The 12,900-nt window shown below is 70.1% G+C and carries 15 protein-coding genes; 2 read left to right on the forward strand and 13 right to left on the reverse strand.

Translation table 11 applies throughout. From position 1 onward, the window contains the following. Positions 1-58: 58 nt before the first annotated feature. Together Q2K21_RS34180 and Q2K21_RS34185 are read right to left on the reverse strand one after the other, a co-directional pair. Positions 59-796 (reverse strand): HAD family hydrolase, encoded by a 738-nt coding sequence (locus Q2K21_RS34180; protein WP_310779765.1) that lies wholly within the window; start codon positions 794-796, stop codon positions 59-61. Then, complete coding sequence (locus Q2K21_RS34185) at positions 796-1,674, reverse strand: GntR family transcriptional regulator (RefSeq protein WP_310779767.1); 879 nt, start codon at positions 1,672-1,674, stop codon at positions 796-798. The genes Q2K21_RS34180 and Q2K21_RS34185 overlap by 1 nt, the downstream gene beginning before the upstream one ends. A 228-nt stretch (positions 1,675-1,902) precedes the next feature. Here Q2K21_RS34185 and Q2K21_RS34190 point away from each other — a divergent pair, with 228 nt between their 5' ends. After that, positions 1,903-2,091 carry a hypothetical protein gene (locus Q2K21_RS34190; protein ID WP_310779769.1) on the forward strand — a complete coding sequence of 63 codons (189 nt, stop codon included), beginning with the start codon at positions 1,903-1,905 and terminating at the stop codon, positions 2,089-2,091. An 11-nt stretch (positions 2,092-2,102) separates the two neighbouring features. On the opposite strand, the gene Q2K21_RS34195 is transcribed toward Q2K21_RS34190, so the two are convergent. From Q2K21_RS34195 to Q2K21_RS34210, 4 genes are all read right to left on the reverse strand, one after another. After that, positions 2,103-3,011: a winged helix-turn-helix domain-containing protein gene (locus Q2K21_RS34195; protein WP_310779771.1), complete on the reverse strand. Its 909-nt coding sequence runs from the start codon at positions 3,009-3,011 to the stop codon at positions 2,103-2,105. Between the two features lie 378 nt (positions 3,012-3,389). Further along, positions 3,390-4,649: a GNAT family N-acetyltransferase gene (locus Q2K21_RS34200; RefSeq protein WP_310779773.1), complete on the reverse strand. Its 1,260-nt coding sequence runs from the start codon at positions 4,647-4,649 to the stop codon at positions 3,390-3,392. Between the two features lie 159 nt (positions 4,650-4,808). Continuing rightward, positions 4,809-5,837: an asparaginase gene (locus Q2K21_RS34205; RefSeq protein WP_310779775.1), complete on the reverse strand. Its 1,029-nt coding sequence runs from the start codon at positions 5,835-5,837 to the stop codon at positions 4,809-4,811. Between the two features lie 165 nt (positions 5,838-6,002). Further along, a complete protein-coding gene (locus Q2K21_RS34210; protein WP_310779777.1) occupies positions 6,003-6,605 on the reverse strand; it encodes an RsiG family protein in 603 nt (200 codons plus the stop codon). A gap of 253 nt (positions 6,606-6,858) precedes the next feature. On the opposite strand from Q2K21_RS34210, the gene dtd reads away from it, so the two are divergent. Then, positions 6,859-7,284, forward strand: coding sequence for a D-aminoacyl-tRNA deacylase (dtd, locus tag Q2K21_RS34215; protein ID WP_310779779.1), 426 nt, complete (start codon positions 6,859-6,861; stop codon positions 7,282-7,284). Between the two features lie 11 nt (positions 7,285-7,295). Here the strand turns inward: dtd and Q2K21_RS34220 are convergent, their stop codons facing one another. The 7 genes from Q2K21_RS34220 to Q2K21_RS34250 form a co-directional block, all read right to left on the reverse strand. Next, positions 7,296-7,739: a hypothetical protein gene (locus Q2K21_RS34220; protein ID WP_310779780.1), complete on the reverse strand. Its 444-nt coding sequence runs from the start codon at positions 7,737-7,739 to the stop codon at positions 7,296-7,298. 124 nt (positions 7,740-7,863) lie between these two features. Beyond that, complete coding sequence (gene ygfZ / locus Q2K21_RS34225) at positions 7,864-8,829, reverse strand: CAF17-like 4Fe-4S cluster assembly/insertion protein YgfZ (protein ID WP_310779782.1); 966 nt, start codon at positions 8,827-8,829, stop codon at positions 7,864-7,866. Between the two features lie 10 nt (positions 8,830-8,839). Next, positions 8,840-9,277 (reverse strand): Fur family transcriptional regulator, encoded by a 438-nt coding sequence (locus Q2K21_RS34230; RefSeq protein WP_310779784.1) that lies wholly within the window; start codon positions 9,275-9,277, stop codon positions 8,840-8,842. Between the two features lie 45 nt (positions 9,278-9,322). Then, on the reverse strand, positions 9,323-9,898 hold the full coding sequence (locus Q2K21_RS34235; protein ID WP_310779786.1) for a heme-binding beta-barrel domain-containing protein: 576 nt from the start codon (positions 9,896-9,898) through the stop codon (positions 9,323-9,325). Between the two features lie 251 nt (positions 9,899-10,149). After that, a complete protein-coding gene (locus Q2K21_RS34240; protein WP_310779788.1) occupies positions 10,150-11,088 on the reverse strand; it encodes a hypothetical protein in 939 nt (312 codons plus the stop codon). After that, positions 11,085-11,975 (reverse strand): hypothetical protein, encoded by an 891-nt coding sequence (locus Q2K21_RS34245; protein WP_310779790.1) that lies wholly within the window; start codon positions 11,973-11,975, stop codon positions 11,085-11,087. The genes Q2K21_RS34240 and Q2K21_RS34245 overlap by 4 nt, the downstream gene beginning before the upstream one ends. Continuing rightward, entirely contained in the window at positions 11,972-12,787 is an 816-nt protein-coding gene (locus Q2K21_RS34250; RefSeq protein ID WP_310779792.1) for a hypothetical protein, read from the reverse strand. Before Q2K21_RS34250 ends, Q2K21_RS34245 begins: the two co-directional genes overlap by 4 nt. Positions 12,788-12,900: the final 113 nt, after the last annotated feature.

The following is a 12,900-nucleotide window of genomic DNA, read 5'->3' on the forward strand; positions in this document are numbered from 1 at the left end:
ACCACTGACTCACCCTTTTTGCGCAGCCGGCCGTGACCCGGATGCGGGGGCCGACGCGTCAGCTCCGGTGGCGCAGAATCCGCAGCACAGGCTCCAGCGAGCTCACCACATCGTCGGCTCCCGCCTCCCTCAGCAGCTTCTCCTTGCGGGCGTTACGCGCGTAGCCGAGGAAGGGCACACCGGCCTGGCGGGCGGCGTCGAGGTCGGAGGGAGCGTCGCCGATCATCAGGGCGGAGGACGGGGCGGCGCCCATGGCGCTCAGCGCCCGGTTGAGACAGTGCGGGTGCGGCTTGAGGTGGTGCAGATCCTGCGTGCGGCCGTAGACGTTGGGGGCGAAGCAGCCCGTGAGACCGCGGTCGGCCAGGTACCTCGTGGCGGTCCGGGCCGAGTTGTTGGTCGCGACGGCCAGCCTGGCTCCGACGGCGGCCCAGGTCCGTATCAGCGGATCCGCGTAGGCGGTGGGCCAGGCGGTGGCCACCGCCTTGAGCTCCTGCTGGGTGAGCCGCTCCTCCAGTTCGGCCACCAGGTCGCTGCGTGGACGCCGGCGGTTCACCGCGTACAGGACGGCCATCGGGTCCGGGTGGACCCGCTCCTCCTCGGTCAGCAGGCCCTGCAGACCCTGCCCCTCCAGCCACGCGACCAGATCCCTCGCCACGTGCTCCGCCGAGTGCCCGGCGAACAGGCGGCAGATCGGTCCGTCGAAGTCGAAGAGAATGAAGCGGGCTCGTGCGATCAGCTCCCGAAGGTGCTGGGCCTCTTCCGTTACTTGATCAGTCGGTGTCGTATCAGAAGTCACTAGGAGAGTGTCAGGTCCGTCGTGATGGTTTCCCAGAGGGCGTCGAACCACTTCTGGGACTGATCCACGAACGCGGCGTCGCGTCGGCCCGCCTGGCGTTCGAAGGAGAAGAGGAGCGACTCGGCGCCCAGGGCGTCGTACATTTCGAGCGTCTGGTTCTCCACCTCCTCCTCCCGCTTGGTGAGCATGTAGTACGCGACCAGGGCCTCCGCCCCGTTGAGGAGGTACAGCTTCAGCGGCGGGGTGAAGGGCAGGGCGCGGAACGTCACACGGACGTCGATGCCGTGCGACGAGCGCAGGGCCTGGAGGTTGTGGCGCAGGACGTGGCCCTGGGCGTTGCGCTGGTCCAGCCAGCGCTTGTGGACCGGGTCGTCCTCGCCGCGTCCGCCGACCGGGACGGGAAACGCCAGGTTGATGTCCCGGGACGGGAGCAGGATGCGGGCGTCGATCGATGCCGGGCGGATCCTGCCCTCGTGGATCAGCCGCACCGGTTCGCCCAGCGCCAGCATCAGCGTCTCGGCGGTCAGACAGGCCGCGTCGACGCGGACGTGCGGCGCCGCGAACGCCTCCGCGAGCCTCGGCGCGAGCCCGACCATCGTCGGCTGTGGTTCGTCCCTGACCGGCTGGGGTTCGGCGATCCTCGGCGGGCTGCCCTTGCTGACGTTGCTGAGCAGGCCCGCCTCCTGGAGGAAGCGCAGGGCCTGACGGACCGTGCCCCGCTCCACTCCGAACTCCTCTGCGAGTTCGGCCTGGGTGGGCAGGCGGTCGCCCGCCTTCAGGTCGCCGGTGCGGATACGGGCCCGCAATGTGTCGGCGATCTCCTGAGGCGAGAGCCTTCTGCTGCCGTTCACTGCGACGTTCTCCTGGGTCACAACCAAACGCTACAACCCTCATCCATCTATGTGGAGTTGTTTGAGGGTTGTTTATAAGTAGGGACCAACTGGGGATAACTCAAGTGCAGTTGGTTGCCAACTTGGCAGAGTTGGCGGAGGGTTCGCCTCCTCCCGCACATCATCCGCAGGTAGTCACCTCATGCAGACAACTCGTTCCACCCTGCCCAGCCACCGGGATCACAGAGCTCCGATACTCCGGAAAGAGGTTCCGCCATGCCCGCCATAGCCTTCCTCTCCGCCGTCTTCGTCGTCGGTTTCGACCAGTTCGTCCAGTGGCGGTACGGGCCGATGGGCATCGTCGGCCTGCTGCTGCTCACCATCGGCATCAAGGCCAACAGCCCCGCGTGCAGCTCCGTCGGGGCCGTCGTCCTCGCCCTGATGGTCGCCCAGCCGGCCCTCTGAACGGCGCAGGGTCAGCTCTCGAACTCCAGGTCGGAGCTGATGGTCTCCCACAGCGCGTTGAACCACAGATGGGACTGCTCCACGAAGGTCGTGTCCCGCAGACCCGTCCCCTGCGCGAAGGGGAACAGCATGGAGAGCGCGCCCTGCGCGTCGTACATCTCCAGGTATTCGTGGTCGATCTCCTCACCACGGCGCGTCAGCGTGTAGTACGCGAACAGCGCCTCCGCCCCGTTGAGCAGATACAGCTTCACGGGCGGGGTGAAGGGCAGCGCGCGAAAGGAGACGTGCACATCGATGCCGTGGGTGGCGCGCAGCGCCAGCAGGTTGTGCCTCAGGACTTGGCCCTGCGCGTTGCGCTGCGCCAGCCAGCGGCGGCGCAGCCTGTCGTCGTCCGTGTCCTCCACCGGCGTGGGGAACGCCAGATCGATCCGGCCGCTCGGCAGCAGGACGCGCACATCGACCCTGGCCGGTTTTATGCGCCCCGCGTGAATCTCGCGCAACGGCTCGCCCATCGCCAGTGTCAGCGATACCGATGTCAGACACAGGGCGTCTATCTCCACGTGCTCAGCCGCGAAGGCGGCCGATATCCGCGGGGCGAGCGCCACCATCGTGGGCTGCGGCGGGGCCTCGGGGTCGGCCGGCACCCCGCCCGCGTGCTGCGCGACGGTCGCCGGGCTTCCTTTGGACATGTTGGTGAGCAGCTGCTCCGCCTGAAGGACGCGCAGGGCCTGCCGTACGGCTCCCCGCTCGACGCCGAACTCGTCCGCCAGCTCGGCCTGCGTGGGCATGCGCTGGCCCGGCCGCAGCACTCCGGACCTGATCCGGCTGCGCAGCTCGTCGGCCACGTCGTGGGGTGACCTCTGTGGCCGTGGTGACCTCTTCCGCCCATTGACGGCAGCGTGTTCCGGCTCCACGGCCAAACACTACAACTTCGCGCCATCTTTCGGCAGTTCAGAGGAAGGTGGTTATGAGACGACTCCAGGCGGAGATAAGTACGGTGAAGTTGGTAGCCAACTTCGGCAACCTTGCGCAAGGTTGAGCGTCCTTGCGCAACATGGTCAAACGTTCGAGAGGTTGGCCACCGCGGATGCGTCTGACCGGGCTCCCTTCCGGAGGGGAGCCGGGAGCTCGGTCGGTCCGCACCTTTTGCACCACCGGCACCATCACAACCACAACTGAACCAGCGGCAACAACACAACTGAATCGCTACGGATGAACCACAACTGAATCGCTACGGATGAGCAGCACAGCAGCCACCACCCGCGCGGAAGGAGTGCCACCCGAGAGCCGGCAACGGCTCAGAAGACGTCCGGGCACCACGGCCGCCTGGACGTACGCAGCAGGGCGTCGGTGACGGAGGCGGCGCCCTCTTGCTGTTCCCGCACCCGCCCGAGCGCCGCGAGCCGGACGGCGGACTCGTCCCCCAGCCACAGGGTCGCCAACTCGCCCACGGCGAGGGTGAGGTGGGGGTCCTCGTCGGTCGGAGCGCACCGCGCGCCGTCCGGGCCGGCCTCCAGCCGGTAGCGGCCGCCGGCCAGTCCCGCCTCGTCCACCACCTCCAGGACGAGCGTGCCGGACCTTTCGTACGTCCGTGCCTCCAGGGCCCGTGCGACGTCCAGGATCCGCACCCACAGCCAGTCCGCGTACGTGGTGAGTCGGGCCGCGCGCGGGTCGGGCAGGAGATGCGGCAGCAGGTCGTCGGGGGCACGGCGGCCCGACTTCACCGTGGTGACCCAGTCGATCGAGCAGAGGTAGCGCCACAGGGCGCGTTCGGCGGCCGGGCTCGTGGCGATCAGGCTCTTGACGGTCGCCGTGTTCAGGGGCCGCTTGTCGTCGCCCCAGTGGTCGTCGCACACGTACACGGCGAGGCCGTCGACCTCGCCGGAGGGCGAGCGGTGGACGGCGTAGAAGGGCTCGGTCCAGGGCCGTGCGTCCTGGCGTATCGCCCCCGTGTTGACCTGCCACCAGCGGTCGCTGCGGGTGACGGCGCCCGGCTGGGTGCGGCGGAGGCGCTCGTACAGCTCGGGGCCGAGTGTGCGGACGTCGGCGCCGTCGACGAGGTCGATGCGGCCATCCTCGTCCGGGACGGGGCGGTGGCGGTCGAAGCCGGTGCGGGGGACGTCGATGGTCCACTCGGCCAGGTGGGTGGCGGGGCCGAAGCCGTAACGGCCGTAAATGGGGTACTCGGCGGCGATGAGCGTGGCGACGACGTCGCCACGCTCCTTCGCGGCGGCCAGGTCCCGGGTCATCATGCGGGTCAGGAGGCCGCGGCGGCGGTGGGTGGCGGTGACGGAGACGTTGGTGATGGCGTCGGCCGGGACGGGGGTGCCGCCGACGGCCGTGAGCTCCTGGGGGAAGGAGCGGAAGGTAGCCACACAGCGGGCGTTGTCGAAGGCCGCGAGGGTGCGGGGCGGGATGACGTGCGTGGCGAGGTCGGCGACGTCGTGGTCCGAGAGGTCCGGGGGACGAAGGAAGCCGGTGCTGAGGGCGCGGCTCCATTCCGGGATCTCGGGCTCGGTGATCGGGCGGACCTCGATGTCCTCGGGGCGGCGGCTCATGGGGCCACGCTAGGGGTACGGCGGCGGAGGTGTCGCGGGGTTTTGTTCGCCCCCGCCGCCCCTACCCGTCCCGTACCTGGGGGCTGCCGCCCCCAGACCCCCGCTAGTCGGCCTTGACGGCCTCGTCCTCAAACTCGGCGGGGCGAGAACACCACGTGCTCAGAACACCGGCCGTATCTCCCCCACCTCACGGCCGCCCCCCAGCAACGGCGCCTTGCGGATCCGTTCCACCACCGGGGCCTCGACGCCCATCAGGGTCAGCGCCCTGCCCAGTACCGGGCCCAGCGTCCGCGTCGCACCGTCGTCCACCTTGAAGGCCAGGGCCCGGCCGTCGGGGAGGGCCACCGCCTGGACCGCCTCCGCGCCCATCTTCGACAGGGCGCCGGGGATCTCGCGCATCAGCCAGGTGTCGGGGCGGCGCGTGCCCGCCACGTACTCGGGGTGCGCGCGCATCGCGTCGGCCACCCGGCGTTCCGCCGTGCCGGGTGCCGCCAGCACAAAGGAGCGGAAGGCTCGGGCGAGGCCCGTGAGGCTGATCGCCATCAGCGGGGCCCCGCAGCCGTCCGTGCCGACCGCCGCCACCGGCTCCCCGGCCGCCTCTTCCACCACGGAGTGGATCAGCTGCTGGAGGGGGTGTTCGGGGTCGAGGTACGAGTCCAGCGGCCAGCCCCGCAGCGCGCACACCGCCAGCATGGCCGTGTGCTTGCCGGAGCAGTTCATGGTGACCCGCTCGCGCACGGCGCCCGACGCCAGGTACGCCTCGGCCTCCACCGGGTCCAGCGGCAGGTCCGGCGGGCACTGGAGCCGCTCCGCCGCGAGGCCGTGTTCCGACAGCATCGTGTGCACCAGCTCGCGGTGGAACGCCTCGCCCGAGTGGCTCGCGGCGGCGATCGCCAGCCGCTCCCCGGTCAGCTCAAGACCCGCCCGCAGCACACCGGCCGCCTGCATCGGCTTGTTCGACGAGCGCGGAAAGACCGGCGCCGTCACGTCCCCGAGCGCCAGCTCCACGGAGCCGTCCGCGGCCAGCACCACCAGACTCCCCCGGTGCCGCCCCTCGACGAACCCGGACCGCACCACCTCGGCGAGTACCGGGGGCACGGGAGAGGGGGTGGCGGGCGTGGCCGACACGACGGGCTCGGCGTGCGTGGCTGGGGTGGCGGGGGCGGCGGGCTGCACAGAGCTGGACATGGGCGGTGGCCTTCGGGAGGGTCGGGAGGACCCACCCCCCGGCATCGCCGCCGAGCTCTCCCGGGCCGCCGCGGCCACGGGGATGCCCCGGGCCCGCCGCTGCCGCCGGAGTTCCGGGGCCGCCGTGCACACGCGCGGGCCCCGGGGTCGCCGGGGCCCTTCACGTCACATGAGCAGGTCGTCTACTTGTGCTTCCCCTTCACGGTACCTGCGTGCGATTTCGGCACTGCACCCGTCCGCCGTGCGTTGCAGCTGCTGCCGCCGCCGCGAGACCTGCCGTTCGTACCGTACGAGCCGGCCCATACCCGCGCCCAACTCGTCGTCCGTACGCGCCTTGAGGTCCGACAGCTCGACCTCGTCGAGCATCTCGGCCGCCAGCCGCCGGTACTCCTCGCCGTGCGGTGTGCCGACTGTCACATGGCGGGCCGAGGAGCGCTGCCGGGCGGGGGCGTCCCTGAGGATCTCCGGCAGCCGCTCCATGACCTGCTCGGGCGCCGCCCGTCCCCCGCGCCGGGCCAGCTCGGCCCGCAGGATGTCGATGCGGCCCTGGATCAGCCGCCGTACATAGCTGAGGTCGGCCTCGTCCCGCTGGGCGTCCCGGCGCAACGCGCGCAGTTCGGGCAGCCGCAGTGCGGACAGTTCGGGTTCGGGCGAATCCGCGGGCAGGGGGCTGTCCGTGCGCTGCACGGGCGGCCGGAGCTCCCCCGCGCTTGCCACGCGGGTGGGCGCCACAGCCCCGGGCGGCTGCCCGGTACTCGATGTGCTCATGTACCTCTACCGTCCCCTCGACCGGCGCGGCACCCTCACGGATGCGCCGCGACAGACGCATCGTGCCACCCCGCGAGGCCGTCATGTGACCGAGTGCCCCCGATCCGCCCCGGATGGAGGGGTTATGCGCCAATAACAATGCCCTCGTAAGAGATCGTCGGACGATCGGGGCGGGATGCCGTCGGCCTCCTTCGGACGGGATGCCGTCGGCCTCCTTCGGACGCCCCCCGGGCCGCACGGCATGATGGTCCCCATGCGTGCGGTGGTGCAGAGGGTGGACGGCGCGAGTGTCGTCGTGGACGGCGAGACGGTCGGCGAGATCAGCGGCGAGGGGCTGTGTGTGCTCGTCGGGGTCACGCACGAGGACACCAAGGAGAAGGCGGCGCAGCTGGCCCGCAAGCTGTGGTCGATCCGGATGCTGCAGGACGAGAAGTCGTGCAGCGACATCGACGCCCCGCTGCTCGTGATCAGCCAGTTCACGCTCTACGGAGACGCCCGCAAGGGCCGCCGCCCCACCTGGAACGCGGCCGCCCCGGGCGATGTCGCCGAGCCCCTGGTCGACGAGGTGGTCGCCCAGCTGCGTTCGCTGGGCGCGACGGTGGCGACGGGCCGGTTCGGCGCGCAGATGCGCGTGTCCCTGACGAACGACGGCCCGTTCACCGTGCTTCTGGAGATCTAGGGGCGCCTCGGTCAGGCGTACACCACGACCTCCTTCGAGCACTTGTGGAAGCTGCCCTTGACCACGCACACGTACATGACCCAGTCGCTGCCTTCCCTCAGGTTGCCCGATTTGCGGTCCTCGTAGCCCTTGGCGTGGCCGCGCGTCGACGCGATGCGCTCGGGATCCGTCATCAGGTGGGCCTCGATGCCGTAGCCGTCGGCGCGTCCGTCGTAGGCCACCACCGTGTCTCCGGGCTTGCCGTCCCCCGGATCGCGCCACCACTCTCCGTCCCCGACGAAGTCGGCGCCGTCCCAGGCGTCGATGATGAAACCGCCGCCGGGGCGGTTCAGCTGGAAGTAGTCGAATTTGAAGTCGGGTTCCGCGGAAGCGGGCGTGGCACCCGTCACCGCCAGGGCTGCCGTCAGCGCGGCAGCCCCCGTGAGTGCCCCGAGCCTGGCCTTGATGCTCGCCATGATGTTGGGTGTCCCCCTCTTGGTCGTGATGCGGCGCATTGGTCGTGATGCGGCGCACTGAGAGGAGAGATCATGAACGATCCGTTTGGGACACGAAAGATCATTTCCGGTCAGTTGTCCGGGACTATGGCTCCACGACGACTTCCTGGGCGGCGGCCGTGTCCCCTGCGATCAGCCGCGCGTCGGTCGGGACGTTCCGCTTGACCAGGGCGAGGGCGATCGGGCCCAGCTCGTGGTGGCGTACCGACGTCGTCACGAAGCCGATTTTGCGGCCCTCCGGACCCTCGTCCGCGAGGCGCAGCTCCGTGCCGTGCGGCGGCAGGTGCACCTCGCTGCCGTCGAGGTGGAGGAAGACCAGACGGCGCGGCGGCTTGCCCAGGTTCTGGACGCGGGCGACCGTCTCCTGGCCGCGGTAGCAACCCTTCTGAAGGTGCACGGCCGTGCCGATCCAGCCCAGTTCGTGCGGGATGGTGCGGTGGTCGGTCTCGAAGCCGAGGCGGGGGCGGTACTGCTCGACGCGCAGCGCCTCGTAGGCCAGCAGACCGGCCGGGGGGCCGTTCTTCTCCGCGTACGACTCCAGGTCCGTACGCGGGAGGAAGAGGTCGCGGCCGTACGGCGTCTCGCGGGCCAGGACGCCCTCGGGGACCTCCGCGATCGAGCCGGCCGGCAGGTACACCACCGCGAAGTCGTCCGTCCGGTCGGCGACTTCCACGCGGTAGAAGAACTTCATCGACTCCAGGTACGCGATCAGCGCGTCCCGGGTGCCGGGCTCGACATGGGCCCAGACCGTCTCGCCGTCGTCGACCAGGTACAACGCGTGCTCGATGTGGCCGTGCGCGGAGAGGATGAGCGCCTCGGTGGCCTGGTGCGGGGGCAGATCGCTGACGTGCTGGGTGAGCAGCAGGTGCAGCCAGCTCAGCCGGTCCTCTCCGGTGACGGTGAGGACACCGCGGTGCGAGAGGTCCACGAAACCGGTGCCGTCGGCGAGGGCACGCTGCTCGCGGAACAGGTCGCCGTAGTGGGCGGCGACGCCTTCGTCCACACCCTCGCCGGGGACGGCGCCGGGCAGGGACAGCAGGGGACTCTTCATGGATCCAAGCCTACGACGCGGTAGTTGAACTCTTGAGAGAGCAGTCCTTGCACCGGCCGAAGATCGCGAAGTGCTTCATGTCCGTCTCGAACCCGAAGGTCTCGCGGAGCTTGGCGGTGAATTCGGCGGCCACGTCCAGATCGGCCTCGATGACGTTCGTGCAGTCACGGCAGACCAGATGGATGTGATGGTGCCGGTCCGCGAGGTGGTACGTCGGCGCGCCGTGCCCGAGGTGGGCGTGCGAGACGAGTCCGAGCTCCTCGAGCAGTTCGAGCGTGCGGTAGACGGTGGAAATGTTGACCCCCGACGCCGTCTTCCTCACCTCGCCGAGGATGTCGTCGGGGGTCGCATGCTCAAGGGTGTCCACAGCTTCGAGCACGAGTTGCCGCTGCGGGGTCAGCCGGTAGCCGCGCTGCCGCAGATCACTCTTCCAGTCGGTGCTCACCACACTGGAAAGTCTAGGACCACCGGGAAGAGTACGGCCGGAGTCCGCCTACTTGAAGAACGCGATGCCGTCGTCCGGCAGGTCGTCCGGGAGGGCCTTCGCCCAGCGCTCGACGTCCTCCGGGGTGACGACCTTCTTCAGGTGCGCCGACATGTAGGGGCGCAGCTCGACCTCGGGGGTCTGCTTCTCGCCGACCCACATGAGGTCGCTGTTGACGTAGCCGTACAGCCGCTTGCCGCCGCTGTACGGGCCCGAGGCCGCCGTCCGGGCGACGGCGTCCGTGGCGATGTCGATCTGCGGCTTCTTCTCGGCCAGCTCGCCGTACCAGACCTCGACGACACCGTCGTTGCGGACCATGGTCACCTCGACCTTGCGGTCCGCGTCGATGCGCCAGAAGCCGGACTCGGACTCCAGCGGCCTGACCTTGTTGCCCTCGCCGTCCAGCACCCAGGTGTGGGAGCGGTACTCAAGGAAGTCCCGGCCGTCGTGGGTGAAGGAGACCTCCTGCCCGAAGTTGCACTTCTCGGAACCGGGGAAGTCATGGACACCCGCGCCGGTCCAGTTGCCGAGCAGGAAGGCCAGGGGGACGAGGTCCTTGTGGAGGTCGGACGGGATCTCGATCATGAGCTGCTTTTCGTCGTGGGCGTCGTGTACGTCGTGTACGTCGTGTACGTCGCAGGTGCGGGGGTCAGCGCTGGCCCTGGTACAGCTTCTTCACGGTCAGACCGGCGAAGGCGAGCACGCCGACGCAGACCAGGACCAGCAGGGTTTCGAAGAAGATCTCCACGGGGTGCTCCTTGGTGAGCGAGGGTGGGTACACAAGAGCCGGGTCCCACTCTAGTAGGGCGGGACCCGGCACTCTCTTCGAGGGCGCCTCAGCCGAGGAGCTCGCTCTGCAGCGCCACCGTCTGCTGGAAGGGCACGGCCTTCGCGCCGCCCTTCCTGGACTGGACGATCAACGCGAGGGTGTCGCCGGCCGAGAGGTACGCGTGGCGGACCTGTTCGGCGCCGTACGGCTTGGCCTCGACGTACACGGAGCGCTCGACGTTCTCGGCCTTCGCCTCCGACGGGAACGCGTCGTCGAAGACGGACAGCTCGGCACCGCGCACCGGGTAGTCGGGAGAGTTGAGGGTGGCGAACCTGTTCAGGTCGTCCACAACGGCCGCGGTGTCGAACTGCAACAGGTAGATCCGCGTGCGCGTGCCGTCCCGTGTGGTCCAGCCGGCGGCCGCGATGTGCCGCAGACCGTTGTCGGTGAGCTTGTGCGCGAACTCCTCACGGTCGTCCTTTGACGCGTACTGCGTCAGGAAGTCCTTCGTCGCCAGCCAGCCGTCCTCGCCGCGCAGCGCCTTGTCGGCCTTCGCGCCCGCGGGCGCGGGCAGGACCAGCGCCCGCAGGTCGGCGTAGTGCGCCCCCGCCTTGTTCTGCTCGGCGAACGGGCCCGGGCTGCCGGACGGCAGCGGCGGCCTGCTCAGCTTCGGATACTCCCAGCGCCCGTCGGAGGCGGTGGCGAGCCCGGGGACGTCGGTGCGTTCCATCCGGGTGATCCCGTACGCCGTCGCGCCCCCGGCCACCGCGAAGACGGCGACCGCGGCCGTCCAGCGGAGGAAGGCACGCAGGACACGGCGGTCCTTCTTCGCCGGGGGCGCCACGGGAGTCTCGGGTGCGACGACGGTCTCCGAGGCCACCGGAGTCTCGGTCGCGACGGGAGTCCCGGGTGCGACGGGTGCCTGAGGTACCGCGGACGGCGGCGTTTCCGGCGCCGGCGGCGCCACCACCTGCTGCTGCTCGGTCCGCTCCGACTGTTCGCTCATACCGCCTCCCCGGGCTCCGCGATGCGGTCGAGCTGGGTGCGGAGCAGCAACGCGGCGCTCGTGGTGTCCATCGGTCTGGCCGCGTACGCCGTCGCCGTGACGAGCACGTCGCCCTGGTACGCGGAACAGAACATCACGTCGAGCTTCTCGTCCGCCTCCTTCGGCGGCAGGAAGCAGTGCGCGTTCTTGTGGCCCTTGATCGTCGGACCCTTGCGGAAGACGTCCAAGGCGCTGAGGAACTCACTCTGGAACGTCGCGATGTCCCGTACGGCCGCGCGGTTCGCCATCTGCGCCAGTACGACGTCCACGGTGAACGCCCTGTCCGCGTAGGCCGTCGAGTTGCCCGCCTCGGACGTGCTGAGGTAACTGCGCAGCGCCATGCCCTTGATGTGCTGCCGGTCGATCTGCCTCTCCAGCCGCAGCCGCTGCGAGCGCGGCAGGTCGTGCAGCGACTCCTTGCGCAGGGCGGTGGCCTCGCGGCCGCTCAGCTCGGCGTCGGCGCCGTACTGCCCGATGTCGGGACCGCGGGTGAAGCCGTCGGTGCCGTACGGCACGAGCATTCCGGCGAGGCCGGTCCCGGACGCCTTCTTCGCCTCGGCGTCCTTCTTCACCGCGGGGAACTTCCAGCTGGGAGCGCCCGCGTCCCGGTCGGCGCCGTTGACGGTCACCACGGTGTACCCGACCCCGGCGACCAGGGCAGCGGCCAGCAGGACGCTTCCGGTGAGGGCGGCGACACGGCCACGGCGCACGGGACGCCGGACCGTGACGCCCTCGGGCAGGACGACGGTCGAGGCGGCGGGCTCGACGGGGCCGATCTGCGGCGGCTGCGACGGCTGCGTCGGCTGCGTCGGCTGCGACTGGTCGCCGTTCACGCTGTTCTCGCTCACAGCCGCCCCACCTGCCGCTTCGCCAGGTCCATGATCTTCTCCTTGGGGATCGGCTTCGTGTCGTAGACCCAGATCTCCAGGGCGATGTCGCCGCGCCGGGCGTGCGCCTCGGCGCTGTACAACGGCACACCGAACTCGGTCTCGGGGCGCGTGTGGACGTACACCATGCCGTCGCCCGTGCCGGGGATGGCCAAGCTGTCGGTGCCGCCCTTGTTCCCCGCCCAGTAGTGGGCGTTCTCGGCGGATTCGGCGGCGCCGAGCTGCTCCTCCTGGCGGTACTGCACGAGGCGGACCTCGACGTGGTACGTGCTGCCCACCCGCCAGCCGGTGACGGCGGCCCGGCGGAACTCGTTGCTGATCTCGTGCTTGAACGCGCCGTCCGGACGGGAGAAGTCCTCCGCGTACTCCGCGAGGTTCATCCAGCCGTCACGGCCCTGCGGGTACGGGAGGTCCCGTGCGCCGCTCGGCCGCTTCAACAACAGTTTGCGCAGGTCACCGTCCGTCCTGAGCCGGCGGTCCTGCGCCGCGGACAGCGGCTCGGGCCCCTTGCCCTTGGCCTGGGCCAGTACGGGCTGTGACAGCGGCGGCAGCGCGGTGGGCTCGCGGCCGGCCTGGACGACGTAGCCCGCGCAGGTGCCGGCGACGACACCGAGCACGGCGGCCGCGGCGATCAGCAGCGCCGTACGCCCCCTGCGACGTAAGACGGGCGTGCCCGTGCCGGACGCGTCGGGCGCATCCTGATCACGGGCCGATGCGGACGCATGCGGATCAGGGACCGATCCAGGCGCATCCGCCACTTCCGGGACTTCCAAGACGTCTCCCATAAAACGTGAAGCGCGGATTCCGTGGCCGCGCGCACAGGAGACTCACGGACAACACACGGGGTTGCGCGGAGGGTTGATCACGATTCGGACTACCATTCGGA

Source organism: Streptomyces sp. CGMCC 4.7035, assembly GCF_031583065.1.
Classification (GTDB): Bacteria; Actinomycetota; Actinomycetes; order Streptomycetales; family Streptomycetaceae; genus Streptomyces; species Streptomyces yaanensis.

Bases quoted from the DNA above. Each gene is read 5' to 3' on its own strand.
- Q2K21_RS34240 (WP_310779788.1), bottom strand. From the start codon at position 11,088: ATGAGCGAACAGTCGGAGCGGACCGAGCAGCAGCAGGTGGTGGCGCCG.
- ygfZ (WP_310779782.1), bottom strand. From the start codon at position 8,829: ATGAAGAGTCCCCTGCTGTCCCTGCCCGGCGCCGTCCCCGGCGAGGGT.
- Q2K21_RS34220 (WP_310779780.1), bottom strand. From the start codon at position 7,739: ATGGCGAGCATCAAGGCCAGGCTCGGGGCACTCACGGGGGCTGCCGCG.
- Q2K21_RS34210 (WP_310779777.1), bottom strand. From the start codon at position 6,605: ATGAGCACATCGAGTACCGGGCAGCCGCCCGGGGCTGTGGCGCCCACC.
- Q2K21_RS34235 (WP_310779786.1), bottom strand. From the start codon at position 9,898: ATGATCGAGATCCCGTCCGACCTCCACAAGGACCTCGTCCCCCTGGCC.
- Q2K21_RS34200 (WP_310779773.1), bottom strand. From the start codon at position 4,649: ATGAGCCGCCGCCCCGAGGACATCGAGGTCCGCCCGATCACCGAGCCC.
- Q2K21_RS34190 (WP_310779769.1), top strand. From the start codon at position 1,903: ATGCCCGCCATAGCCTTCCTCTCCGCCGTCTTCGTCGTCGGTTTCGAC.
- dtd (WP_310779779.1), top strand. From the start codon at position 6,859: ATGCGTGCGGTGGTGCAGAGGGTGGACGGCGCGAGTGTCGTCGTGGAC.
- Q2K21_RS34205 (WP_310779775.1), bottom strand. From the start codon at position 5,837: ATGTCCAGCTCTGTGCAGCCCGCCGCCCCCGCCACCCCAGCCACGCAC.